Annotated in this window: 22 protein-coding genes and 6 pseudogenes; 21 read left to right on the top strand and 7 right to left on the bottom strand. The window is 64.0% G+C overall.

Translation table 11 applies throughout. The features are described 5' to 3' along the window. From ACQCST_RS18150 to ACQCST_RS18135, 4 genes are all read left to right on the top strand, one after another. Nucleotides 1-1,188: an iron-containing alcohol dehydrogenase family protein gene (locus ACQCST_RS18150; protein ID WP_426997107.1), complete on the top strand. Its 1,188-nt coding sequence runs from the start codon at nt 1-3 to the stop codon at nt 1,186-1,188. Next, entirely contained in the window at nt 1,189-2,700 is a 1,512-nt protein-coding gene (locus ACQCST_RS18145; protein WP_426997106.1) for an NAD-dependent succinate-semialdehyde dehydrogenase, read from the top strand. Beyond that, nucleotides 2,700-3,377: an SDR family oxidoreductase gene (locus ACQCST_RS18140; protein ID WP_426997105.1), complete on the top strand. Its 678-nt coding sequence runs from the start codon at nt 2,700-2,702 to the stop codon at nt 3,375-3,377. The genes ACQCST_RS18145 and ACQCST_RS18140 overlap by 1 nt, the downstream gene beginning before the upstream one ends. 426 nt (nt 3,378-3,803) lie before the next feature. After that, nucleotides 3,804-4,199 (top strand): cupin domain-containing protein, encoded by a 396-nt coding sequence (locus ACQCST_RS18135; RefSeq protein WP_426997104.1) that lies wholly within the window; start codon nt 3,804-3,806, stop codon nt 4,197-4,199. Nucleotides 4,200-4,252: 53 nt separating this feature from the next. On the opposite strand, the gene ACQCST_RS18130 is transcribed toward ACQCST_RS18135, so the two are convergent. Next, entirely contained in the window at nt 4,253-4,600 is a 348-nt protein-coding gene (locus ACQCST_RS18130; RefSeq protein WP_426997103.1) for a hypothetical protein, read from the bottom strand. A gap of 82 nt (nt 4,601-4,682) precedes the next feature. Here ACQCST_RS18130 and ACQCST_RS18125 point away from each other — a divergent pair, with 82 nt between their 5' ends. Further along, nucleotides 4,683-5,183 carry a hypothetical protein gene (locus tag ACQCST_RS18125; RefSeq protein WP_426997102.1) on the top strand — a complete coding sequence of 167 codons (501 nt, stop codon included), beginning with the start codon at nt 4,683-4,685 and terminating at the stop codon, nt 5,181-5,183. 117 nt (nt 5,184-5,300) lie between these two features. Further along, nucleotides 5,301-5,600 (top strand): annotated as a pseudogene (locus ACQCST_RS18120) (helix-turn-helix domain-containing protein); the annotation flags it as partial. Here ACQCST_RS18120 and ACQCST_RS18115 read toward each other — a convergent pair. Next, a pseudogene (locus tag ACQCST_RS18115) lies at nt 5,596-5,994 on the bottom strand (helix-turn-helix domain-containing protein); the annotation flags it as partial. The pseudogenes ACQCST_RS18120 and ACQCST_RS18115 sit on opposite strands and share 5 nt — an antisense overlap. Before the next feature lie 148 nt (nt 5,995-6,142). On the opposite strand from ACQCST_RS18115, the pseudogene ACQCST_RS18110 reads away from it, so the two are divergent. After that, nucleotides 6,143-6,709: pseudogene (locus tag ACQCST_RS18110) on the top strand (GNAT family N-acetyltransferase); the annotation flags it as partial. Nucleotides 6,710-6,774: 65 nt separating this feature from the next. On the opposite strand, the gene ACQCST_RS18105 reads toward ACQCST_RS18110, so the two are convergent. Both ACQCST_RS18105 and ACQCST_RS18100 read right to left on the bottom strand, forming a co-directional pair. Beyond that, a complete protein-coding gene (locus tag ACQCST_RS18105) occupies nt 6,775-7,218 on the bottom strand; it encodes a MarR family winged helix-turn-helix transcriptional regulator (RefSeq protein ID WP_426997101.1) in 444 nt (147 codons plus the stop codon). Then, nucleotides 7,215-7,637: a polyketide cyclase gene (locus tag ACQCST_RS18100; protein WP_426997099.1), complete on the bottom strand. Its 423-nt coding sequence runs from the start codon at nt 7,635-7,637 to the stop codon at nt 7,215-7,217. The genes ACQCST_RS18105 and ACQCST_RS18100 overlap by 4 nt, the downstream gene beginning before the upstream one ends. A gap of 179 nt (nt 7,638-7,816) precedes the next feature. Here ACQCST_RS18100 and ACQCST_RS18095 point away from each other — a divergent pair. The 5 genes and pseudogenes from ACQCST_RS18095 to ACQCST_RS18075 all read left to right on the top strand — a co-directional run. Then, nucleotides 7,817-8,128 (top strand): annotated as a pseudogene (locus ACQCST_RS18095) (helix-turn-helix domain-containing protein); the annotation flags it as partial. Nucleotides 8,129-8,353: 225 nt separating this feature from the next. Continuing rightward, the gene (locus tag ACQCST_RS18090) at nt 8,354-8,845 is read left to right on the top strand and encodes an N-acetyltransferase family protein (RefSeq protein WP_426997098.1); all 492 of its coding nucleotides are present in this window, start codon (nt 8,354-8,356) and stop codon (nt 8,843-8,845) included. A gap of 60 nt (nt 8,846-8,905) precedes the next feature. Further along, a pseudogene (locus ACQCST_RS18085) lies at nt 8,906-9,940 on the top strand (IS30 family transposase); the annotation flags it as partial. A gap of 225 nt (nt 9,941-10,165) precedes the next feature. Next, entirely contained in the window at nt 10,166-11,308 is a 1,143-nt protein-coding gene (locus ACQCST_RS18080) for an IS110 family transposase (RefSeq protein ID WP_426996966.1), read from the top strand. 28 nt (nt 11,309-11,336) lie between these two features. Beyond that, nucleotides 11,337-11,471 (top strand): annotated as a pseudogene (locus tag ACQCST_RS18075) (IS30 family transposase); the annotation flags it as partial. A 314-nt stretch (nt 11,472-11,785) separates the two neighbouring features. Here ACQCST_RS18075 and ACQCST_RS18070 read toward each other — a convergent pair. Continuing rightward, nucleotides 11,786-12,037, bottom strand: coding sequence for a hypothetical protein (locus ACQCST_RS18070; protein WP_426997097.1), 252 nt, complete (start codon nt 12,035-12,037; stop codon nt 11,786-11,788). Nucleotides 12,038-12,764: 727 nt separating this feature from the next. Between ACQCST_RS18070 and ACQCST_RS18065 the strand changes: the two genes are divergently transcribed. Next, nucleotides 12,765-13,598 (top strand): DUF3883 domain-containing protein, encoded by an 834-nt coding sequence (locus ACQCST_RS18065; RefSeq protein ID WP_426997096.1) that lies wholly within the window; start codon nt 12,765-12,767, stop codon nt 13,596-13,598. Between the two features lie 220 nt (nt 13,599-13,818). Here ACQCST_RS18065 and ACQCST_RS18060 read toward each other — a convergent pair whose 3' ends face one another. Next, complete coding sequence (locus tag ACQCST_RS18060) at nt 13,819-15,153, bottom strand: MFS transporter (RefSeq protein WP_426997095.1); 1,335 nt, start codon at nt 15,151-15,153, stop codon at nt 13,819-13,821. A 170-nt stretch (nt 15,154-15,323) separates the two neighbouring features. On the opposite strand from ACQCST_RS18060, the gene ACQCST_RS18055 reads away from it, so the two are divergent. The 7 genes from ACQCST_RS18055 (at nt 15,324) to dmpG (ending at nt 22,493) form a co-directional block, all read left to right on the top strand. Next, on the top strand, nt 15,324-16,025 hold the full coding sequence (locus ACQCST_RS18055) for an IclR family transcriptional regulator (RefSeq protein WP_426997094.1): 702 nt from the start codon (nt 15,324-15,326) through the stop codon (nt 16,023-16,025). 114 nt (nt 16,026-16,139) lie between these two features. Continuing rightward, on the top strand, nt 16,140-17,009 hold the full coding sequence (locus ACQCST_RS18050; RefSeq protein ID WP_426997092.1) for an alpha/beta fold hydrolase: 870 nt from the start codon (nt 16,140-16,142) through the stop codon (nt 17,007-17,009). 51 nt (nt 17,010-17,060) lie between these two features. Then, a complete protein-coding gene (locus ACQCST_RS18045; RefSeq protein WP_426997091.1) occupies nt 17,061-18,776 on the top strand; it encodes a bifunctional 3-(3-hydroxy-phenyl)propionate/3-hydroxycinnamic acid hydroxylase in 1,716 nt (571 codons plus the stop codon). Beyond that, complete coding sequence (locus tag ACQCST_RS18040; protein WP_426997090.1) at nt 18,745-19,683, top strand: 3-carboxyethylcatechol 2,3-dioxygenase; 939 nt, start codon at nt 18,745-18,747, stop codon at nt 19,681-19,683. The genes ACQCST_RS18045 and ACQCST_RS18040 overlap by 32 nt, the downstream gene beginning before the upstream one ends. After that, a complete protein-coding gene (locus ACQCST_RS18035; RefSeq protein ID WP_426997089.1) occupies nt 19,683-20,498 on the top strand; it encodes a 2-keto-4-pentenoate hydratase in 816 nt (271 codons plus the stop codon). Before ACQCST_RS18040 ends, ACQCST_RS18035 begins: the two co-directional genes overlap by 1 nt. Before the next feature lie 10 nt (nt 20,499-20,508). Next, the gene (locus ACQCST_RS18030; RefSeq protein WP_426997087.1) at nt 20,509-21,447 is read left to right on the top strand and encodes an acetaldehyde dehydrogenase (acetylating); all 939 of its coding nucleotides are present in this window, start codon (nt 20,509-20,511) and stop codon (nt 21,445-21,447) included. Nucleotides 21,448-21,449: 2 nt separating this feature from the next. Further along, a complete protein-coding gene (dmpG, locus tag ACQCST_RS18025) occupies nt 21,450-22,493 on the top strand; it encodes a 4-hydroxy-2-oxovalerate aldolase (protein WP_426997086.1) in 1,044 nt (347 codons plus the stop codon). A gap of 501 nt (nt 22,494-22,994) precedes the next feature. On the opposite strand, the gene ACQCST_RS18020 is transcribed toward dmpG, so the two are convergent. Continuing rightward, complete coding sequence (locus ACQCST_RS18020) at nt 22,995-23,504, bottom strand: MarR family winged helix-turn-helix transcriptional regulator (RefSeq protein ID WP_426997085.1); 510 nt, start codon at nt 23,502-23,504, stop codon at nt 22,995-22,997. A 179-nt stretch (nt 23,505-23,683) separates the two neighbouring features. On the opposite strand from ACQCST_RS18020, the gene ACQCST_RS18015 reads away from it, so the two are divergent. Beyond that, the gene (locus tag ACQCST_RS18015) at nt 23,684-24,937 is read left to right on the top strand and encodes an MFS transporter (RefSeq protein ID WP_426997084.1); all 1,254 of its coding nucleotides are present in this window, start codon (nt 23,684-23,686) and stop codon (nt 24,935-24,937) included. Nucleotides 24,938-25,014 lie beyond the last annotated feature (77 nt).

The following is a 25,014-nucleotide window of genomic DNA, read 5'->3' as shown; positions in this document are numbered from 1 at the left end:
ATGCACACCCAGATGCAGATCCACGCGGAGCTCGCCTCCACCGAGCTGACCCTGGACCCCAAGCCCACGGCCTACTTCGGCCGGGGCAGGGTGACGGAGGTCGGCGGGATCGTGGCCGCGCTCGGCGGGAACTCGGCGCTGATCGTCACAGACCCGTTCCTCGCCACCACGGACGTGGTTGCTGCAGTGCGCGCCTCGCTCGAGGCCGCGGGCCTGACGGTCACCATGTTCGACGGCGTAACCCCCAACCCCACTACCACGTGTGTGGACGCGGGCTCGGACCTGGCCGCCGCAACCGGCGTCGACGTCCTGGTGCCCGTGGGCGGCGGATCGTCCATGGACGCCGCCAAGGGAATCTCCCTCGGCGCCGTCAACCCGGCCCGCGGTGCAGGCCTGGACTACAGGAGCCACTTCCCCCACCCCGCGCTGCCCATCGTCGCGGTTCCGACGACGGCGGGGACAGGAGCGGAGGTGAACGCGTTCGGCGTGGTCACGGATGTGGAGGCGCACCGCAAGTTCTACGTGGGCCACGAAAGTGCGCTGCCCAAGGCCGCCGTCCTGGACCCGGAACTGACCCTGGGCCTGCCGCCGAAGGCCACCGCCGCCACCGGTATGGACGCCCTCACCCACGCGATCGAGTCCTACTCGTCCGTGCGCCAGAACCCGTACTCGGACGGCATCGCCCTGCAGGTGGTGTCCATGGTGGCCGAGTTCCTGCCGCGCGCGGTGACAGACGGGACGGATATTGAGGCCCGCTCCCAGTTGCTGCTGGCCTCGCACATTGCCGGGGTCGGGTTCTCCCACACCGGGCTGGGCCTGGTGCACGCCATTGCCCACCCGCTGGGCGGCCGCTTCAACATCCCGCACGGCCTGGCGCTGTGCCTGGTGATCGAGGACGTGCTCCGGCTGAACCTGCGCAACCGGCTGGACCGCACGGCGCGCCTGTCCTTCGCCCTGAATGTCGGGGACACCGCGGCCACCGTGGAGGACAACGCGGAAGCCGCCATCACCGCCGTCGCCTCCCTGGCCCGCGAAGTGGGCATGACCGCCCGGCTGGCCGATTTCGGCGTCACGGACGCGGATCTCGACTCGCTCGTGGAAGACGCCCTGGCCGACGCCGTTATCAACAACACCCCGGTGCCACCCACCGCCGTCGAAATCCGCACCATCCTCGAGAAGGCGCTCTAAATGGAAAACACACTGAAACTTGACCCCGCCGTGACCGGCTCCTCCGTCACGGCCGCCGAGCGGGAGTTCATCGCAACGCTGCCGAAGCAGCTGTTCATCGACGGCGAGTGGACGGACGCGTCCGACGGCGCCACCTCCGCCGTCGAGGACCCCTCCACCGGTGCCACGTTGGCGTGGATCGCCAATGCCTCGCCGGCCGACGGCGACCGCGCCCTTGCTGCGGCCGCGCGGGTCCAGGACAGCTGGGCCGCGACGCCGCCGCGCGAACGCGGCGAAATCCTGCGCCGCGCCTTTGAGATGGTCACGGCCAGGGCCGACGACTTCGCCCTGGCCATGACCTTGGAAATGGGCAAGCCGCTGGCCGAATCGCGCGGTGAAGTGGCCTACGGCGCCGAATTCCTGCGCTGGTTCTCGGAGGAAGCAGTGCGCATTTCAGGCCGCTACTCCACCGCCCCGGACGGCAAATCGCGGCTGCTGGTCACCAAGCGGCCGGTGGGTCCGTGCCTGTTCATCACACCGTGGAACTTCCCGCTGGCCATGGCCACGCGCAAGATCGCGCCGGCCATCGCCGCAGGCTGCACCATGGTGCTCAAACCGGCCAACCTCACTCCGCTGACCGCACTTCTGCTCACCGAGGTGTTCCGGGAAGCCGGACTGCCCGCGGGCGTCCTGAACGTCATCCCCACCACCCGCCCCGGAGAAGTCACCGGACCGCTGATCCGGGACAGCCGGCTGCGCAAGCTGTCCTTCACCGGCTCCACCGGCGTGGGGCGGCAGCTCATCGCCGATTCCGCCCACCAGGTCCTGCGGACCTCCATGGAGCTCGGCGGCAACGCCCCGTTCCTGGTGTTCGAGGATGCCGACCTCGACGCTGCCCTGGACGGCGCCATGCTGGCCAAGCTGCGGAACATGGGCGAGGCCTGCACGGCCGCCAACCGGTTCATCGTGCACGAGTCTTTGGTCCGCGAATTCAGCCAGCGCCTCGCGGAGCGCATGGGTTCCCTGACGCTGGGCCGCGGCTCTGCGGAGGGCACCAACATCGGGCCGCTTATCGACGCCAAGAGCCGCGCGAAGGTGGACGAACTGGTCCAGGACGCCGTCTCAGGCGGAGCCACGGCGCTGACCGGGGGATCGCCGTCGGACGGTGCAGGGTACTTCTACCCGCCCACGGTGCTGACCAACGTGCCGGCAACCGCGCGGATCCTGCAGGAAGAAGTCTTCGGGCCGGTGGCGCCCGTGGTCAGTTTCAGCACGGAGGCTGAGGCCATTGCCCTGGCCAACGACACCGAATTCGGGCTGGTGGCCTACGCCTACACCCGGGACCTCAACAGGGGACTCCGGCTCTCGGAACAAGTGGACGTGGGCATGTTCGGGCTGAACACCGGCATCGTCTCCAACCCGGCCGCTCCTTTCGGCGGCGTCAAGCAGTCCGGTATGGGCCGCGAGGGTGGATCAGAAGGCATCGAGGAGTACCTGGAGACGCGGTATATCGGCATCGCCGACCCGTCCTGATGCGGATCCTGGTCACGGGCGGCACCAGCGGGATCGGTGCCGCCCTGGTCCGGGAGTCACTCCGCGCCGGCCACACCGTGTTCACCACCGGGCGTGACGCCGGCCGGCTCGGGGCGTTCCTGGACTCCTGCTCTCCGTTTGGCAACGTCCATGGCGTTGTAGCCGATGCCGGGGAGTGGGACCAGACCAGCGACGCCGTTGCTGCCGCCGTCGAGAAGATGGGCGGCATCGACGTCGCGGTGGCCAACGCCGGTTTCTCGGCTCCCGGCAATCTTGCGGACGGCGACCCGGACGTTTGGCGGGACATGGTCCTCACTAACGTCTACGGTCCCGCGATCCTGGCCAAGGCCGCTCTGCCGCAGCTCATCCATAACTGTGGGCAGATGGTGCTTATCGGGAGCACCGCCGGCCGCAAGGTGTACCCGGGAAACCTCTATACGGCCACCAAATGGGCTGTGACGGGTTACGCCGAATCCCTCCGACAGCAACTGGTGGGGACGGGGGTCCGGGTGCTTCACATCGCCCCCGGTCAGGTGGACACACCGCTGTGGAAGGAAACGCCGGACGCCGCCATCGCTCCGGAGTCAGTGGCAGGCACCATGCTGTGGGCGCTGTCCCAGCCGCCCGGCGTCGACGTCTCAGACGTCACCATCCGGGCGACGGGGCAGGCCTTCTAGATGGGGTTCGCGGGGATCCGACGACTGGGCCCGGTGATTCCTGTGCTTGTTATAACTGCCGGCTTCACGCAGCAGGTGCGGCGATCGTCAAATTAGTGTGGGGCCGGCGGCGAAGGCCCGCTGAGATCCGGGCTGTCCCTCCAGTCGTCGTCGGCCCTTCCGGGGCGAGTTATGAGTCCGGCAGGCGCAGCGGCGGCCGCTGACTGCCGTCGTCGTCCAGCTGGCGGACCGAAACGCCATTGACTTCAGGCGGTGGAGGACTACCGTTGAAATTACGTCAGCACGGACCTGCTGCGCGTGTGTTCGCTGAGGGGGCAGCGGCACGAATTGCGGGTTGTTCGCACACTCAGGCCGCCGGCCGCAGCTCGCTCGCCCATAGGCTTGGTTCTGCCAAGCGCCCGCACCATAATTCCCAGGCAGTGATTTATGTCCGTAAATTTTGTCACAGCATTGGCTGTAAAGTCCTTCGATGCACCGGATAAGAAGCGCTATCCGGACAAGTCCGAGGTTGATCTGGTCACCGTCGATGACTACTCGGTGGCCAGGCTGATTCTCGACCCGGGCTGGCGATGGTCCGAGTGCACCAAGCCCCTGGAGAAGACCGATTTCTGCCAGCACAACCATCTCGGGTTCTGCGTCTCAGGTGCCATGGAGGTTGAAACATCCGAGGGCATGCACTCCACGATTCACGTCAACGATACTTACGCCATCCCTCCCGGCCATGATGAATGGGTACTGGGTTCCGAGCCATTTGTGGCCGTCGAATTCCTGGGCGCGGCATCGTTCGGCCGGCCGAGCCGGGGCATGCACGCCCGTATCTGACAACGCGGAGGCGCCGACGGCGGAACGGAAGTGCCGCCGTCGTGCTCGCTTTGTCAGCGCATGGAATTGCGGGTGTACACGGACAGGGCCCACACATATCCGCCCAGCGCGATGACCGCGTCCCATGCAATGCTGACCAGCCCGTTGTTGCCGATCGGAGTGCCGGTCACCAATCCAGCCAGCGTCTCGATAAAGGGGGTGAAGGTCTGGTATTCCGCGAACCAGCTGGCCCCGGCCGGCATCGAGTCCGTGGGAACAAATCCGCTGCCAAAGAAAGGCAGGAGCAGTAGAGGTATGGGGAGGTTGCTCGCAGTCTCGACACTCTTGGACACCATGCCGTGCGCAACCGAGAGCCAGGCCAAGGCGAACGTGACCATGGCGAGCAGGCCGATCGCTCCCATCCATTAGACGGGACCGGCGCTGGGACGGAATCCGATAAGCAGAGCAACGCCGATGACCACAGCCAGACCCAGCAGCGCCTGGATGACGCTTCCGACGACGACCGACTATGGACAGTTCGACCTTTCCTGGAGCGAGAATGGCGGCTTTGATGGGGAATTTGATCGCTTCTTCGATGGCCAGGTCAACGGATTAGTTGGCGCTTCCGATCCCCATGGCGTGTACGTCAACCTTGCCCGCCGGTCAGGTGGGTCGCCCGTTGGCATTGTTGTGCTGGATGCACCACCTGGGGGCGATGATGATGCCTCCGGGGAGGACGTCGTCGAAGTGTCCTTCATCATCCCCGAAGGACACGAGATGCGATGGAGCTCCTGGGCGGGCGAGAGCGGCGGGGTACTGGGCAAGATCCCACCGGGCAGCTACCGATTACGCGCTAGTGCTAAGGGACGAGACCAGGGAAGAGAGGGTGAATTCTCCGAACACCCAGTCGATGCCTATCTCCTTCAGTTATGGCCAGAACCTTCGCAGTCAGATGCCATACTCCGTTCGGGGGTGAGGACGGCAGATACTGGCATGGCGAGGTAGGTCATCGTCGATAGTCAAAGGATCAGGCAGTCACAGCGGTGCGTATCCACCCTGACGTTGACCCTCGTGTCCCTTCAGCGTTCCTTGGGTTCTTGTGGTGATTGCAACACTTAGCGGATGGGTGTTGTCATGGCGGGATATTCAATTTATTTGAGGCCTGATCTCTTGCAGCTGTTTTGGGCCGGGATGCAGGCCGGTGATTTCATCACCGAAGCCGTGGCTCCGATCAATACGAGCCGGCGGACCGGGCGCCGGGTCCTCGCGGAGGCCGGGGGTGTCAGGCCTCGCCGCGGCCGGGATCTGAAGGGCCGGTGTCTGACCTTCGGCCAGCGTGAGGAGATCGCAATACTGCGCGCCCAGGGACGCTCCTTAAGGGAGATCGGCACGGTGATAGGCGAGTCGGCCTCCACGGTTTCGCCGGTTTCGGCCGCGAGGCCCGCTCGTACGCCAGCGCGTGAGCCGAGGCCGCCCGGTAGGGCAATCCTGCCACCGAGTTGCGCCGCAGCTCCCTGGACACCGTCGGGGCCGATCTGTCGATTACGGCCCCGATCTGCCGCAGTGATTGTCCTTGGGCGCGCAGCACCGCGATCTCCTCTCGTTGGGCGAAGGTTAGGCACCGGCCCTTCAAATCCCGGCCGCGGCGAGGCCTGACACCCCCGGCCTCCGCGAGAACCCGGCGCCCGGTCCGCCTGCTCGTATTGATCGGCACAACAGCGTCAGTGATGAAATCACCGGCCTGCATCCCGGCCCAAAACAGCTGCAGAAGATCCGGTCTTACGTAAATCGAATACCCCGCCATGACAACACCCATCCGCTAAGTGTTGCAATCACCACAAGAACCCAAGGATCCTCATCCGGACACCGGCCTGTCGGTTGAACGGTCGGTTCGGACGCCTCCCGGCAGTGCCGGTGCAGGCAGCGCTGTTGCTGATGCTGTGCACGGGTGGCAGTGTGGCGACGTGGTCATCGAAGTCCGTCCCGCAACGGTGTTCGAGGACGTGAGGTTGATGGTGGGACCGAAGCGGCCTAATGCGAACGTTTGCTGGTGTCTGAGCTATCGCATCCCGTCGAACCAGAACCTTGCGCTGCGCGGTCCCGAGCGCGGAGCTCTCGTGAAGGAGCTGGGCGGGCAGCATCCTCGGCCGGGGGTGCTCGCTTACGAGGGCGATGAGGTTGTGGGGTGGGCCGGCGTGCATCCCCGCGCCGATACCAGCTTCGCCCGAAACCGCAAGATCCCGCATGTGGATGACCTCGATGTGTGGTCGGTCTGGTGCATCAGGGTGAGACCGGGGCACCGTGGCAAAGGCATATCGCATCACCTGCTGGCCGGAGCCGTGCAGTTCGCCCGCGATCACGGCGCACCCGCGATCGAGGGCTATCCGGTCGACAACCACGGCGAGAAGGTCGACCTCACTATGGCCTACGTCGGTACTCGGGCGCTGTTCGAGCGGGGCGGGTTCACCAAGGTCGCTGAGACGGACTCGGTGATTAACCGATTCCCGCGCGTACTCATGCGGAGCGAGCTGCACTTAGCAGCACGCTCTACGGGGATGCGCTGGTGGCGTTCTCTTCGTTGGTGTGCGGGCGGTGCTCAGTTGAGTTTTCTTACCCCGGTCAGGGCTTGCAGCGTGTGTAGGAGTTCTGGTTGGTCTGCCGGAGAGAAGAATTCGTGGTCGACGTTCTCCACGAGGGTGATGGCACGGCGCGCAAGGTCGATTCCTTCCGCTGTGGGGTGGATGATCTTTGCCCGGCTGTCGCGCTCGTCCGGTCGTCGTTCCAGCAGTCCCTTGGCTTCAAGACGACGGATGACCGCAGAGGTCATGCGGGCGTCAGAGCCTGTGCGCTCGGACAGCTGCACCTGATTGGGGGCGCGATCGGTTTGGCACAACCACCACGTTGTTGCGAGCAGGACAAACTGCACATGAGTCAGTCCGAGCGGACTGAGTGCTGCGGCAATTGCGCGTTGCCATCGCAGTGTGGCGTTCCACAGCAGAAAACCCGGGCTGGACTCAGGGCCTTCGGGAAAGCGGGTCATGGACGGCTCAAGGCCAACTCGAACAGTTTGGACATCGTTTCGTCGAAGTCGCCACTGATCTGCGGGCCAAGCTGCGGCCCCATCTCGTCCGCGTCCGTGCCGCTGATCTCCAGCCGGTGTGTTACTCGCGTGCCGCCATCACCGATGGGCAGAAGAGTGTGACGGAATCGCAGCGTCAAGTCACCGAAGTGCGTCTCATCCGCGTAGGTCTCGTTCTCGACCAACTCAACGATCGTCGACTCGAATGCGTCCTGGCCGACAGGAGTGACCGTCAACTCCGTCCCCGCTGCAAATGGGCCATGCAGTTCGAAGGTGTCCGCTCCCTCGTACGTGAGCTCGCCGGTATGCAACGCTCGCAAAGTCACCCATACCCGTTCCGGTGAAACAGCGGTTGTCCCCGTGTACTCCGTGGTCCACATGGCTTACTCCAATCAGTTCGAATTACTCTATGCATAGTTTACCTATGCGTAGAGTAGATGACAAGCGCTCGCCCGTAAGTGGGTCCCCTCGAGAAACGCCACACGTAGAAATTGCGCCCGCGTGATTGCGTCCCGGTGAGGGTTCCTTGGGTTCTTGTGGTGATTGCACCACTTAGCGGATGGGTGTTGTCATGGCGGGATATTCAATTTATTTGAGGCCGGATCTCTTGCAGCTGTTTTGGGCCGGCATGCAGGCCGGTGATTTCATCACCGAAGCCGTGGCGCCGATCAATACGAGCAGGCGGACCGGGCGCCGGGTTCTCGCGGAGGCCGGGGGTGTCAGGCCTCGCCGCGGCCGGGATTTGAAGGGCCGTTGCCTAACCTTCGCCCAACGAGAGGAGATCGCGGTGCTGCGCGCCCAAGGACAATCACTGCGGCAGATCGGGGCCGTAATCGACAGATCGGCCTCGACGGTTTCCAAGGAGCTGCAGGACTGGAAAACCGTGAAGATCGACACCGGTATCGAGATCTACTTCTGCGACCCGCACCCGCCCTGGCAGCGCAGCACCAGAGTTCAGGAAACCGATCGAACTGATCGAAAACCTCCTGTTGCAATGACCGCCTGAATCCGCCGATCGGCTTACGGGCGCTCTGGGCGATTGGCATCCTCATAGCAAGCGTGGCGTTATCCACGGCTCATTCGTTAGTCTGAACGAATGCCCTACAGGATTCGCCAGGCTACGCCCGCTGACGCCGAAGCCATAGTCAGGATGCACACGGCTGCCCACGAGGAATGCTACGGACACTTGCTTCCATCGCAATTCTTTGCCAGCCGCCGAAACAGTATGACGGAACGTGTGAATCAGCGTAGGCCGTTCTTGGATAGCAAAGACCCCCGGCTCGTGGCCCATGATGAGGCCGGAGCAGTGATGGGAGTGGCAGACGCGGGCCCGGGAAGAGACCCTGATATGGCGGGCATCCCGGAGCTTTATAGGATCTATACCTTGAGCCGGACCCACGGTTCGGGTCTTGGCGCCCAACTTATAGAAGCCGCCATCGGCGATACTCCGGCCTACCTCTGGGTGCTTGAGGATAATCCGCGTGCCAGAGCCTTCTACCAGAAGTCAGGGTTCAGTCCGGATGGGGCGCGCAAGCTGTTGCCGCCTGACTGGAGCGAGCTGGCAGAAATCAGGATGGTCCGTCCCTGAGATGCGACGGAGTACGGTGAAGGATCCTTGGGTTCTTGCGGTGATTGCAACACTTAGCGGATGGGTGTTGTCATGGCGGGGTATTCGATTTACGTAAGACCGGATCTTCTGCAGCTGTTTTGGGCCGGGATGCAGGCCGGTGATTTCATCACTGACGCTGTTGTGCCGATCAATACGAGCAGGCGGACCGGGCGCCGGGTCCTGGCCGAGGCCGGGGGTGTCAGGCCACGCCGCGGCCGGGATCTGAAGGGCAGGTGCCTGACTTTCGCCCAGCGTGAAGAGATCGCGGTGATGCGCGCCCAGGGACACTCGCTGCGCCGGATCGGGGCCGTGGTCGGCAGATCTGCCTCGACGGTGTCCAGGGAGCTTCGGCGCAATTCGGTGGCCGGGTTGCCTTACCGGGCGACGTCGGCTCACGCACTGGCGTAGGAGCGGGCTTCGCGGCCGAAACCGGCGAAACTGCACACGAACACGGTGCTGCGTGCGAAGGTGGAAGAGGACCTGAAAAAGAAGTACTCGCCGGAGCAGATTGCAGGACGACTCCGGGTTGAGTTTCCCGATGAGCCGGAGATGCGGGTGTCACCTGAGACCATTTACCAGTGCCTTTACGTTCAGTCCCGCGGAGCACTGAACCGCGATCTGGCCGCGTGTTTACGCACCGGACGTGCACTCAGGCGGCCCTGCAGGAAGGCCTGCCAGCGGAAGAACCGGATCCCGGGGATGATCAATGTCTCCGAGCGTCCTCCAGAGGTTCAGGACCGTGCGGTGCCGGGGCATTGGGAAGGGGATTTAATCATCGGCAAGGGGAATCAGTCCGCGATCGGGACGCTGGTCGAGCGGACCACCAATTACACGGTGCTCGTGCACCTGCCGGACGGGTATAAGGCCGAGCAGATGCGTGATGCGCTGGCCGCGAAGATCAAGACGCTCCCCGAGGCGCTTCGGCATTCCCTGACCCGGGATCAGGGCATCGAGATGCAGGACTGGAAAACCGTGAAGATCGACACCGGTATCGAGATCTACTTCTGCGACCCGCACCCGCCCTGGCAGCGCGGCATCAATGAAAACACCAATGGCCTGCTGCGCCGGTATTTCCAGCTTGTTGAATGGAGGTAGGGATCGTGGGTCTGCAGCTTGCGGTCCTCAGATCGCGGCTGGTCTCGCTCGAGTATTTCCTGTCGACCATCACTGGTGTGGCTTTCTTAGGGCGTGCGGGCTTGCCGCGATCTCTTGGCAGGAGTGGCTTGAGAGAGGCTTGAACAGGTTCTGGAAGCTGGTATGCCCTCCGCCAGTTCTATCGGATGAGCTGAAAGGTATGTGATGACAGCAACGATCATCGGCATTGATCCTCACAAGGAAAGCTGGACGGCCGTTGCGGTCGATCCTCGCGGGCAGAAGCTCGCGGCTGTGCGGGCACCAGTCACGGCGGCCGGGTATCGGCAGCTGCGTCGTTTCGCGGATCGTTTCCCGGACCCGGCCTGGGCGGTCGAGGGCGCCTACGGGCTCGGCGCCTCTTTGTCGGCGTTGTTGTCCGGGGATGGGGTTACGGTGTGGGATGTTCCCGCTAAGCTCGCCGCCCGAGTACGGGTGCTCTCCACCGGCCACAGCCGGAAATCGGACGAGGACGACGCTTTGTCTGTCGCGGTGGCAGCGACTACCTCTACCAAGCTGCGGCCGGTTCAGTCTGACGCTGCTGCCTCGGAATTGAAGGTGCTTACAGAGCACCGCGATGACTTGGTGGGGGCTCGCACGCAAACCGTGAACCGGTTGCACGCGATAATGAACCTGCTGGTCATGGGTGGGGCGCCCCGGAACCTGACCGCTGACGCGGCTGCCGCCCTGCTGCGTCGGGTACGACCGATCGAGAGCTTGACCGCGACCCGCCGGTTGATCGCAGCCGACCTTGTCGCCGAGATCCGCCGGCTTGACAAACGGATCACCACCGCCACCGCCCACATCACCACTCGCGTGACCGACACACAGTCCACGTTGACGGCGATCCAGGGAATCGGCCAGTTGACCGCCGGCAAGATCCTCGCCCGCACCGGCACGGTCACCCGGTTTGCTACCGAAGCGCACTTCGCCGCCTATGCCGGTGTCGCGCCCCGGGAAGTGTCATCTGGAGACGTGGTCCGGCATCGGCTATCCCGAGGCGGCGACAGACAACTGAACTACACACTCCACACCATCGCGCTCACCCAGATCAGCATGAGAACAAGCCCCGGGCGCGTCTTCTACGACCGAAAACGCAGCGAAGGCAAGAGCAGCAAAGAGGCACTCCGAGCCCTGAAACGACGCCTCGCAACAGTCGTGTTTCGGAGAATGATCGCCGACCTTGACCGGCAAGCGACGGGCCCGGCGGGACACCAGGGAACGACTCAACAATCCGGCGTGACCGGCTCACATCCCGACACCGGTTCTTTCGGAAAAGTCACTCACCGGACCCGTCGCAACCAAGCATAACCGGCATCCGATTTGACCAGAGAGGCGCCCCAAGGGCACCAACCTGAGCGTCCACAGCGCCGCAGACCTCGACCGGGTTGCCCAGGAACTCAACGACCGGCCGCGGAAAAGACCAGAGTTCAGGAAACCGATCGAACTGATCGAAAACCTCCTGTTGCAATGACCGCCTGAATCCGCCGAACCCTCACCGGGCGCGCGCTGAACCTATGATCTGGCACATGCTATCGATCAGTCGTCGCCCGCTGCGGAGAGTGGGGATACACACTCGTAAGCCGATTCCTCACGGGGCACCTCCACGGCACGAAGCAACCGAATCAGTTCCAAGGTTCTCTCGGGGTCCGACCGGACTCAGGCAAGGAACCGACCTCGTTTGTGCACGTCAGGCGTCATCGGGCGCCACTCCAGCGTGGGCCACAGATGTGGTCCTAGTGATTGCACCCGTCGGGGTGTGGCCGCTGAAGCCGGGAACATGTCAGGTCATTGGCGCGAGATCCAATCCACCGGATAGCCCAGTTCCTCAAGAGTGAGCATCAGCGGCGCCGGGCTGTATGTAAAGACTTTCATGTCCGGGTGATCCGCTTGGATGCGCAGACAATCCGAGAACCAGCCGGGCCCAGCGAAAATCCTGGTCACCTGCTTACGCTCAAAGCGCCATGGACCCACAAACAGACCCAACCCAAACCGCGCCATAAATTCAAGTCGCTCCGGAGTGGCCGTAAGTTCGATCAACGGTATTGTGGCTCGGATCGTCCGATATTCCATCCCGACATTGACACGACAAGGACCAACGCTCCTGCCATCCCTCGGGGTCCGCTCCATGGGATCACCGTATAGGCCCGATTTCTGATGTGGAAGGGAATTGGCGTATCTCGCTGATTCCGTCAGGCGACTGCGGAAGGCACTTTTCCTCGTTGACGGACCAGCCCGCATCATGGCTGGCCCGGCTCGGCCGCCGGTCCGATTCCTGACCGCTGCCCTGCCCATCGCCACTGCATTGTCCTCGTCTGCTGAATTGAGTGCCCAGTCGCCTGACCGCCGTTCATGCGGGACTTGCTCCCTCATTCGCCGCGGCTGAGCAAAGCTGTAGGCCGGGATTGCCCAAAATTTCTCCGGCGATGATGAGAGGTATACCAAACTGCATGGGCCTCATCCTACGGACGGCATCACGACTTCCCAATGGAGATTCCTTGCGCGGAAGCGTAGCCATCTACCCCCGACAAAGCCACGCCAAATACCGCTGCGATTCACAGGCCACTGTGCACCGGATTTCACGGTCAGAACACAATGTCGGAATCAAGTCCGGTCAGAACCAGGAAATAGTCGTTTCTGCCCATCGGTAGGGGAGGGGCGCCCAGGAGCGGACGACGGGACAGACGCCGGCCGGGTTCAGGCGCGGCACCAGGTACCACCCGCCGTCGTGCGCGGGTCGCTGACATCGGTAAGCGATACTCGATTCATGGTTATCAACATCAGGCTCAGCGACCGACAGACCGCCGATAGCGATGATCCGCTTGGACGTGATTGGTACGGCTACGACTCTGAGGCAACACCGGAGCGGCTCTGGGCTAACAATCGAGGTGACTGGTTTCTGAGCGCGAGGAGTATCTCAGATGAGCGTTGGGCAGCACTCAACTACCAAGGCAGGGTCGTGCTGGTCGCGGAACTCAAGGACCCGGATCACGAGCTCCTGGTAGGTAACACACGGGCGCCAAAAAAGGCTCTCATCGGCCGCGTCCTGCCAGCCGGACATTTCATTCACGAAGCCCTGATCGGAACGCAGGTCGAATACGCGCCTGGCAGCAGGAACTCAATTTCGTATGGCCCGGACCCTGAGATGGCCGGAGTGGTAGACGCGGACCTACCTGAGGCGTGGGATTTACCCGGTCCAGGGGGCCAAGGGCTGCAAATGGACGCCGAGGTCCGCAGGGCGATTGAGAATGCTGCACAGGATCGCCTGATGCGCTACTACCGAGACCTTGGCTGGACGGTTACAGACACCCGGCAAAATCGCCCCTACGACGCTGAAGCGGTCAGGGGTGCTGAACGGATCTACCTTGAAGCGAAAGGCACCCAGAGTAGAGGAGACTCGGTTATAGTCACGCGCAATGAGGTCGATCACGCACGCCGGTATCCTGGACTTTGCTTGATGGGCGTGTGGTCCGGGATGCGGTTAGTGGACGGCGAAGTGGACCCTGAGACGGGAGACTTCAGGATCGTTGACTTCAATCCAGAAGACCGGCAACTACGTCCCCGTGACTTTGATTGGACGCTTCCCGGCGACGCAACATGACGACATCAGAGTGCCCCGCCGTCGTCTGCCGGACTTCCGCCGTCCCAAGACGCCACTTAGAGGGTGAACACTGAGTGGCACGGCGCCCGTCCATGAAGTGGATATGAGCGCCTGGGAGACAGAGCCTTACGTCCTATCAAAGGATCCCTTGCTGAGATGACCAATGGTCAGACACCAGCGGCACCCGTTTGGGTTCCGCTGTTGTCTGACCATTGGTCTGCTAGACCCGCGAACGGCGGTCGGGTGCGAGGAAGAATGCGACACCGCTGATGATGCAGAGTCCGCAGAAGAACCAGGCGAGTGCTGTGGTCGTGCCGCCTGCTGCGAGCAGGAGGCCGCTGGCGATCAGTGGCGCGAAACCGGCTCCGAGGGTGGTGGATACCTGGTAGGCCAGGGAGGTGCCGGTGTAGCGCACTTCGGTGGCGAACATTTCGGAGATGAACGCGCCCATGGGTCCGTACATGAGTGCCTGGACCAGCGGGTTTCCGATGAGGAATCCGATGAGCATGAGCCAGATGTTCCCGTCGCTGATCAGCGCGAACATGGGCCAGATGCCGATGATGCCCGCAGCGGCGCCGGCCAGCATCACCTTGCGGCGGCCGACCCGGTCCGAGAGCGCGGCGGCCGCCGGGATCGTAAAGATGTGCAGGAAGTTGGCGATGGTCAGCATCAGGAGGGCATCCGAGCGGGAGTGGCCGGTCTGGACTGCGTACGTCAGCGCGAAGGTCGCCAGCAGGGACTGGAGGAACAGGGGGGCGAAGCCGGCAACGATCGAGATGCCGAGTTCCTTCGGGTAGCGGCGCAGCACCTGCTTGATCGGTGCGCCCTTGTGGGAGGGGTCAGCCGTGGCGTTGGCGGCCTTAGCGGCCAGGAAGTCCGGTGACTCTGTGACCCGGTATCGGATGAACAGGGCCACGCCGACGAGGATTGCGGACAGGAGGAAGGGAATCCGCCATCCCCAGGCCAGGAAGTCCGCCTCGGGCATGGTGGAGAAGGCGCCGAGGATAACCGTGGCGAGCACTGCGCCGGAGGGTCCGCCGCTGACGGCGATGCTTGCTCCGAAGCCACGCCCGGTCGGTTTGGAGTGTTCCATGCCCATGAGGGCGGCGCCGGCCCATTCGCCGCCCACTGCGATGCCCTGCAAAACACGGAGGGAGACCAGCAAGATCGGGGCGGCCACGCCGATCTGCGCGGACGTGGGCAAGAGGCCCATGACCACCGAGACGCCGCCCATGATCAGCATGGTGATGAACAGCATCTGCTTTCGGCCGAGCTTGTCGCCGAAGTGGCCGAAAATGATGCCCCCCAGCGGACGCGCCACGTAGCCGGCGGCCAGGGTGACATAGGACAGGATGATGCCTGCCGCCTGGGGGACGCCGCTGAAAAACAGTTGCGGGAAGACCAGCGCTGCGGCCGTGCCGTAGAGCAGGAAGTCGTAGAACTCCACGGTGGAACCCAGATAGCTGGATACCAGGGCGCGGCGGCGATCCCTGCGCTGTTGAGGTGTAAGCGGAGGCGCCGCCGCGGTGGAAATGGCAGGTGTCAGCTGTGACATAAGAACTCCATTGTTGGCTGGCGAAGGGTCAGTGCACCCCGACAGGGCAGGGTCACTTCCTGGTAAAAGTGTGTGCATATAACGCACATTCATGTACGCTATTAGTAAAAGAGTGATTCATCTCACGGTGAATGTCAATCCCGTGTTCGGCGGCTCATTAGGATGTGCATGTGACTACAGAAGAGATCCCAAGCCCTTCACGGACCGCTGGATCCCAGACGCTTGCCCGGGGGCTGGCGGCGCTGAAGGCGATTGCCGGAGCGCGGGACGGCATGGCAATTAACGACGTCGCCGAGGCCTTGGGGGTGCACCGGACCATCGCCTACCGCATCCTCAACACGCTCAGCGATGCCGACATAGTGCACCGCAGTGAGGATGACAACAGGTACCGCGGCGCTGCAGGCCTCTTGCAGCTCACATCCGCCGCACACGATTCCCTCCGCGCCGCAGCCCTTCCGGTGCTACACGACGTGGCGAACGAGCTGGCCTCCACGGTTTCCCTGCTCATCAGGGAAGGCGGCGATGCCGTGGCCCTGGCGGTCGTGGAACCGCGCGGGCCCTCTTATCACGTGTCCTTTGCCCAGGGCAGCCGCCATCCTCTCAACAGGGGCGCCGCGGGACTGGCGATCCAGGCGAGCCAGCGACCCTCGGCCGGCGAGGCCGAGGACGTCCGGATGGCGAGAATCAACGGCTACGCGATCACCTTCGGCGAAGTTGAACCCAATATGTACGGCGTCGCCGCCCCGATCAAGGGCCGGGAGCCAGGTATCGCCGGCTGCATCAACCTCATCACCACGCGCAAGGAAAAAGCGGAATCTTCCGTAGGGGCAATCATCGCCGCGGCGGAACGCATCTCCAGCCGCCTCGCCTGACGGCCACTCCAAACCTTGACACCCGGGACGTGAATGTGATCTGATTCATATCAACACGAGTGTAAATATCGCCTTTTGAAGTGCGATATATGCAACAAGCCAAGGGAGTCTTGCATGACGAAGCATGAATACGCCAGCGTCTGGTCCGACCTTGCCCAGCTGGAGTTCAGCCAGGGCTTCATCCAGGCCGGGCCGTATCGGACCCGGTACCTGCACGCCGGAGACTCGTCCAAGCCGACACTGATCGCGATGCACGGCATCACCGGTCACGCCGAGGCCTACGTGCGGAACCTGAAGGCGCTCTCGGAGCATTTCGATGTGTGGGCGATCGATTTCATCGGCCATGGCTACAGTTCCAAGCCGGAGCATCCGCTGGAGATCAGGCACTACATCGAGCAGCTGCTGGGCTTCATGGCCGCCATCGGTGTCGAGAAGTCCTACCTGACGGGGGAGTCCCTGGGCGGCTGGGTCACAGCACAGTTCGCCATCGACTACCCGGAAAAAGTTGAGCGCATCCTGTTGAACACCATGGGCGGCACCATGGCCAACCCTGTGGTGATGGAGCGTCTCTACACACTGTCCATGGAAGCAGCCAAGGATCCGTCCTGGGAGCGGGTCAAAACCCGGCTCGAATGGCTCATGGCCGATCCCGCCATGGTCACCGACGACCTTATCCGCACCCGCCAGGCGATCTTCCAGCAGCCGGACTGGCTCAAGGCGTGCCAGGCAAACATGGCCCTGCAGGACCCCGAAACCCGGAAGCGGAACATGCTGACGGACGAGGCACTGGCCCAGATCAAGGCACCAGCGCTGGTGCTCTGGACCACCAAGGACCCTTCCGGCCCGGTAGACGAGGGCCGCCGCATCGCCGGGCTCATCCCCAACGGCGAACTCGCCGTGATGGAGAACTGCGGCCACTGGCCCCAGTACGAGGACCCGGAAACCTTCAACCGCATCTTCCTGGACTTCATGCTGGCCCGCTGATGCGGACCGCTTCCCTCCCAGCTTCGCGCTTACACAGAACAGAGAACCACCATGGAGTTTGACACAGACGTACTGGTGATCGGCGCGGGCCCCGTCGGCCTGATGCTGACCAACCTTTTGGGCACCTACGGCCAGAACGTGACCCTGCTCGAGGCCCAGCCCGAGCTGATCGACTACCCGCGCGGGGTAGGAATCGATGACGAGTCCCTGCGTTCGGTCCAGACCGCCGGACTCACCGACACCGTCCTGCCCCACACCACACCCCAGCACATCATGCGGCTGGTCAACGGCAAGGGCCGGATCCTCACCCACAACGCCCCGACCACCGACGAGTTCGGCTGGCCCCGCAAGAACGCCTTCATTCAGCCCCTGGTGGATCAGGCGATGCTGGAGGGTCTGTCCCGGCATGCCTCGGTGAACGTCAGGTTCAACCACGAGGTCCTCTCGCTGCGGGAAACCACCAACGGCGTCCTGGCCACGGTCAACGTCAAAGACGCCGACGGCAAGACCGAGCTGAAGCAGATCCATGCCAAGTACGTGGTCGGCTGCGAAGGCGGACGCTCCGCCACCCGGCTCTGGATGGGCGTGCTGTTCGACGGCAAATCCCCCTCGACCCGCTGGCTGGTCGTGGACGTCAACAACGACCCCCTCGGAACTCCCAACGTCTTCCTCGGAGCCGACCCGAAACGCCCCTACGTCTCCATCGGACTCCCGCACGCCATCCGCCGCTGGGAATTCATGCTGTTCGACGGCGAGACCGATGACATGGTGACCGACCCCGACTTCGTCAACGGCCTCCTGGCCACACACGTACCGGATCCGGCCCGTCTGGACTTCATCCGCCGCCGCGTCTACACCCACCACGCACGCATCGCCAGCTCCTTCCGCCGGGGCAAGGTCCTGATCGCCGGCGACGCCGCCCACCTCATGCCCGTCTGGATGGGCCAGGGCTGGAACTCCGGAGTCCGCGACGCCACCAACCTGGCCTGGAAGCTCGCCACCATCCTCCGCGGGCAGGCCACCGATGACCTGCTGGACACCTACGACGTCGAACGCCGGGACCACGCCAAGGCGATGGTTGACCTCTCCCTCACCCTGGGCAACGTCATTAAAGTAACCCACCCCGCGATGGTGGCCTCCAGGGACGCCATCGCGGCAGGCCTGAACCTCTTCCCACAGGTGAAGTCCTACTTCGCCGACATGAAATTCAAACCCATGCCGCGCTACACCCGCGGCGTCGTGGTCGACCCCACCAGCCACAAACCGGGCTCCGCCCTCGCCAAACTCACCGGCAAACTGATCCCGATCATCACGGCCAACACCCGGATCTCACCGGTCGGCGTCCAGTTCCCCCAGCCGCGCGTCACCACCAAAACGCAGGCCAACGTCCTGCTCGATGACGTCACCGGGAAATGGTGGACCGTCCTGGTCTGGGGCAACAATCCCCAGGACGTCTTCTCTCCCACCGACCTGGCCAGGCTCGAGGAGCTGGGCGCCCAGCTGGTCTGCCTCGTTCCCGAAAGCCAGCGGACCTGGTGTGAGGAGCGCTACCCGGCAGAGGTCATCGTTGCCGGCGACACAACGGGCCGGCTCAAGAAATGGTTCGATGAGCGCCCCACCCCGGTGGTGTTTGTCCGCCCGGACCGCTTCGTTGCCGGAGCCTGCCTGGCCCAGGACGCCCCAAAGACCCTCGCCGCCATCCTCACCGCAATGTCTTTCAAGGAAGGAGTAAGCAATGACGCTCGCACTCGTCTGCATGTCGCATAGCCCCCTGCTGGAGGTCACCGACCCCCCGGAGGAAATCCGGAAGGACGTCGACGGCGCGTTCGCCGTCGCCCGCAAGTTTGTGGAGGACTTCAACCCCGACCTCGTGGTCTCCTTCGCACCCGACCACTACAACGGCTTCTTCTACGAGCTCATGCCCCCGTTCTGCATCGGCTACGAAGCCGTGGGCGTCGGCGACTACGGCAGCGAGGAAGGCCCGCTGAACGTCCCCACCGACATCGCCAAGGAGCTGGCACAGGCCGTCATCGACGCCGACCTTGACGCCGCGATCTCCCTCAGGATGGAAATCGACCACGGCGCGGTGCAGCCGCTGGAAGTGCTGTTCGGCTCCATTGCGGCGAAGCCGGTAATCCCGATCTTTGTCAACTCCGTAGCTCCCCCCTTCGCCTCCATGCGCCGCGTGCGCCAGCTCGGTACCGCCGTCGGGAACTACCTGAAGACCCTGGACAAAAAGGTGCTCCTGGTCGGCTCCGGCGGCCTCTCCCACGACCCGCCCGTACCCCAGATCGCCACGGCGTCCCCGGAACAAAAGGCCATGCTCCTCAACGGCCGGCACCCCACCGCTGCAGCCCGCAACGCCCGCCAACAGCGGGTCATCGATACCGCCGCAGCCTTCGCCAAGGGAGAGGCCAACATCATGGACCTGAACCCCGAATGGGACCGCGAGTTCCTGTCCATCATTGCCTCCGGCGAGCTGGAAAAACTGGACACCTGGACCGCAGCGCAGATGGCCGCGACCGCCGGCAACTCCGCCCACGAGGTCCGCACCTGGGTGGCCGCCTACAACGCGCTGCGCGCAGCAGGCGAATACACCGTGACCTCCGAGTACTACCGCCCGATTCCCGAATTCATTGCCGGTTTCGGCGTGACGACAGCGATGGTGAACTGATGAGCACACAGATCGAAACCGCCCGTACTGAACTGAAGGACCAGCTGGCCGCGGAACTGCTGGAGGCCACCGGCTCCCTGGTTCCCGTGGCCCCTCTGCGGGACCGGCTGGCGGGCATGGACCTCCGGGATGCCTACTATGTTCAAACGGTCCAGTTGGATCACCACCTTGCGTCCGGCCGTGTGCTGGCGGGCCGGAAGGTGGGCCTGACATCCTTGGCCATGCAGCAGCAGCTGGGCGTGGACTCACCGGACTTCGGCTTCTTCTTTGAGGACATGGTCCATCACGACGGTGACAGCGTCCCGGCATCGACGTTCATCCAGCCGAAGGTCGAACCCGAGTTCGGCTTCGTCCTCAAGTCCCGGCTCAAGGGTCCGGGCGTCACGCTGGAACAGGCAGCGGCCGCCATCGGCGCCGTGTACCCGGCCATCGAAATCATCGACTCCCGGATCAGGGACTGGGATATCACACTCGTGGACACGGTGGCTGACAACGCCTCCTGCGGCGCCATCGCCGTCGGCACCACGCCGCTTGCCATTGATCCTGCCGATCCCGTAGGGCTGCTGGACGTCGAATGCTCACTGGTCATCGACGGCACGGTGACAGGCTCCGGGACCGGCGCCGACGTCATGGGACACCCCTTAGCACCGCTGGCCTGGCTCGCGAACGTCCTCGGTGAGCAGGGTGTGGCCCTCGAGGCCGGCCAGCTGGTCCTGCCCGGCTCCTTCACCAAAGCCGAGCCGGTCAGCGTGGGAAGCACCGCCGTAGCGGACTTCGGCCCGCTGGGCTCACTCACCATCCACTTCACAAACTAAGGACCCTCCCATGGCAAAGAAAACAGCCGCAATTGTCGGCTCGGGCAACATCGGCACCGACCTGATGTTCAAAATCATGCGGCGCAGCAAGAACCTTGAAGTCAAGTACATGATCGGCGTCGACCCCGCCTCTGACGGGCTGGCACGCGCCGCCCGGCTCGGCATCACCACCTCGGCCGAAGGCGTCGACTGGCTCCTGGCCCAGGACGAACTCCCGGACTTCGTCTTCGAATGCACCTCCGCCAAGGCCCACGAAGCCAACGCGCCCAAGTACAAGGCTGCCGGCATCCACGCGATCGACCTGACCCCCGCCGCCGTCGGGCCGTATCTCTGCCCGGTAGTGAACCTGGATTCGCTGACCGATGTCCTGAACGTGAACATGATCACCTGCGCCGGGCAGGCCACCACTCCCATCGTCGCCGCGGTCTCCTCAGTGGTCCCGGTCGACTACGCCGAGATCGTTGCGTCCATCGCCTCCAAGTCCGCCGGACCGGGAACCCGTGCCAACGTGGACGAGTTCACCGAAACCACCGCCCAGGCCCTGCAGGAGGTCGGTGGCGCTAAACGCGGCAAGGCCATCATCATCATCAACCCGGTGGAACCGCCCATGATCATGCGCAACACGATCTACGCCGCAATTCCGGCGGAAGCCGCCGAGCCCGGCGAACTCCAGGACAAGATCCGGGCAGCCATCGACGAGGCCGTGGCCAAGATCCAGGACTACGTCCCGGGCTACTCGCTGCGCGTTGAGCCGCAGTTCGACTCCGCCCGCGAAGACTGGGACGGCAACGGCCGGGTGGGCGTCTGGGTCCAGGTCAAGGGCGCCGCAGACTACCTGCCCGAATACGCCGGCAACCTCGACATCATCACGGCCGCCGCGACCCGGACCGCAGACCTGCTGGCCGAACGCATGGACGCCGCCGCCTCTTCAACCCCCGTAGGAGCATGACCATGACCCCCGCACCCGCCACGGACAAGAACCTTAATGTCCGGCTGACCGACACCACGCTGCGCGACGGCTCCCACGCCATGAGCCACAAATTCACCGAAGACCACGTCCGCTCCATAGTCCGTGCCCTCGACGACGCCAAAATCGAAGTCATCGAAGTCACCCACGGCGACGGCCTCGGCGGCTCCTCCTTCAACTACGGGTTCTCCCTCACCCCGGAACTGGACTTGGTCCGTGCTGCCGTTGACGAAGCCCGGAACGCGAAAATCGCGGTGCTCATGCTCCCGGGCCTGGGCACCATCCACGACCTGAACCAGGCCCACGACGCCGGAGCGTCCGTGGCCCGGATCGCTACCCACTGCACCGAAGCCGACGTCTCCATCCAGCACTTCGCCCACGCCCGCAAGCTCGGCATGGAAACCGTGGGCTTCCTGATGCTCTCGCACCGCACCACCCCTGAAAACCTGGCCAAGCAGGCACGGATCATGGCCGACGCCGGCTGCCAGTGCGTCTACGTCGTCGACTCCGCCGGCGCCCTCATCCTGGACGACGTATCGGACCGGGTAACCGCGTTGGTCGCCGAACTCGGTGACGACGCGCAGGTCGGCTTCCACGGTCACCAGAACCTGTCCTTCGGCGTCGCGAACTCCGTCTACGCCGCACGCGCCGGTGCCAAACAGATTGACGGCACCCTGCTGGCCCTCGGCGCCGGCGCCGGAAACTCACCCACCGAGGTCCTCGCCGCCGCCTTCGAACGCCTGGGCATCCACACCGGGGTCGACGTTCACGGGGTCATGGCAGCGGCCGAAGACGTCGTCAAACCCATCATCACCCGGATGCCCATCATGGACCGCGCCTCCATCATGCAGGGCTACGCCGGCGTCTACTCCTCCTTCCTCATCCACGCCGAACGCGCCGCCGAACGCTACGGCGTACCCGCCTGGCAGATCCTCGAAGAAATCGGCAAAGCCGGCTACGTCGGCGGCCAGGAAGACATGATCATCGACGTCGCCGTCCAGCTCGCCTCGGGCGCCCGGGTCGCCTGACCCCCCATGGCCGCAGAAGCCGCGGGTCTGCTTTTCTCCGAAAGGGAAAAGGCCCAGACCCGCGGCTTCCGTTGATTCCAAAGTCGCAGGGATGACCGGATCTGAACTGGGCGTGAGGACCTGTCAGATGGCATCAGATGCAGCATCTGGTCAACGTCCTTCCCGTGTATGGCGCCGGTTTATCGCGCTTGACCTCAACCGCGGCTTGTCAGACTCCAGGGGTGCGGGCACGGCAAGCCTTTGTACGCACAGTCCATACCGGATTGGAGAGGTTGTACCCCAGCCGATGCATGCCCCGCCGCCCGCCTCAGCCCCGGCGTAGCCGCGAAAGGGGCCAGTTGCGCCTCGATCTGTTCATCGGCCGCGGCGCTATCGGCCTGTCAGTCGGAGTCCTTCCACACTGTCTGAGCACATCCGCGCGGGTGGACTCGGCCTGGAGGATCCGCCATCATGGGGCTGTTCCGGATGATGCGTCGGGTCCGGCGGCACCGATGGGCGTGGTCAGCGGCTGCTTTCGGCGTTGGCGGAGATGCGCTGCAGCAGCGAAGCGAGTACGCGCTGTTCGCTGTCATCCAGGCCGGCGAGCAGCTCGCGGTCGTGAGCCACGCAGCGGGGGAACTCCGTTTCGACAAGGTTCCGGCCAGCGTCGGTGAGCTGCAGGAGCACCACCCGTCCGTCGCGTTCAAGTCGCTGGCGCAGGATGAGTCCGATGGCTTCGAGCCGGCTCGTGAGTTTCGTGGTCGCCGCCCCGCTCAACATGGTCTCTGCGGTGACTTCGCTGGCCCGCAGGGGCCGGTCGCTCCGGGCCAGGGCGCACAAAACATCGAATTCCGAACGGGATATTCCGCTGGAGACCAGCACCCGGTCCAGTTGCTGGATGGAAAGGGCGCTGATGCGGGTAATGCGCCCCAGCAGCTCCACCGGCGACGTGTCAACCTCCGGCAGCGCCCGCTTCCAGCTGCTGCGCAGTCGGGTGATGAAGTCATCCCTCGGGGATTCTGGCAAGGTCATACACTCATCCTAAAGTTCACGATTAGTACATAAGTATTTTATCAGTGTATTATTTGTGAAGTAGTTCCTCCACCCGCTGTTCGACGGCCCGGGCGGATGGTCCAGCCCCGGAGGTGATGACGCCCCTCCGTCGCAGCAGCTGCACCCCATCGCGCCGCAGAAGAATGGAGAATTCCTCAATGACTCAAGCCCCCACGCACATCGGAGCGGCGGCGCCCGCGGAGGCGCACAGCTCTTTGTTCCGCCAGCCGCCGGCAGTCTGGGCTGTCGCTTTTGCCTCGATGGTGACATTCATGGGCATCGGACTGGTCGGACCGATCCTTCCGACGATCTCCAAGGCCATGAACGCCACGCCGACCCAGACTTCGTTCCTCTTCACTAGCTACCTGGTGGTCACGGCCGTGGTCATGTTCTTCACCAGCTGGCTCTCCTCCCGCATCGGAACGCGTAACACCATGTTGATCGGACTGGCGGTCATCGCTGCGGCCGCGGTCGGCTGTGCCCTTGCCGTCAATATCGATGGCATCATCGCCTTCCGTGCGCTCTGGGGACTGGGCAACGCGATGTTCCTGTCCACCGCGCTGGCCTCCATCATCGCTGCCAGCGGCGGAACGGCCGGCCAGGCCATCATCCTCTACGAAGCCGCGCTCGGACTCGGATTGGCAGTCGGTCCGCTGGTCGGCGGCCTGCTCGGAGAGATTTCCTGGATTGTCCCGTTCTGGGGAACGGCCACTCTGGTGGCAATCGGGTTCGTGGCGATCATTGCACTGGTGCGCGGTGCCGGTAAATCCCAGGAGAAAAGCCACGTTTCGGCGCCCTTCAAGGCCCTGGGCATCCGCTCGATCCTCGTGCTGAGTATCGTCGCGTTCTTCTACAACTCATCCTTCTTCGTCACTCTCGCCTACGTGCCCTACCCGCTGGGCATGTCCGCCGTCGGCATCGGCCTGGTCATGACCGGCTTCGGGATCGGCCTGGCACTGACCAGCATCGTCATCGCGCCGCGGCTCACTCACCGGTTCTCCGCGACCCGCGTGCTCGCTGCCACCCTCGTGGTTTTCGCCGCCACACACTTCGCGGCCTCTCAATTGACCGGTAACGCCCCCTGGCTCGTCGTGTGCGTCGTGCTGCTCGGGTTCGAAATCGGGGCGGCCAACACTGTGCTCACCGAAGCCGTCATGGAAGTCAGCGACCTTCCCCGTGCCGTCGCCTCCTCCGCCTACTCCGGCGTCCGTTTTTTTGGGGGCGCCATCGGCGCCCCGGTGGGAACAGGCCTGGCCGTCTTCGGTGCAGGAATCCCCTTCATCTTCGCCGCAGTCACGGCCCTGGTCGGCGCCCTCCTGCTGGCCGTCTTCCGCCGCACGCTCACCCGGGCCGACCACCCGGTGCACGAAACCCCCGAATTCGAGGCCGAAGCCATCACCCGCGGCGAATAACACCCGCGCGGGCGGGCCGGCCAGGAAAGCCGGAGGTTGCAAGTCCTCACAGCAGGCCAACCCATACGCCGCCGCCG

The organism is Pseudarthrobacter sp. N5 (assembly GCF_050157035.1).
Classification (GTDB): domain Bacteria; phylum Actinomycetota; class Actinomycetes; order Actinomycetales; family Micrococcaceae; genus Arthrobacter.
This window is presented reverse-complemented; position numbering and strand designations above follow the sequence as displayed.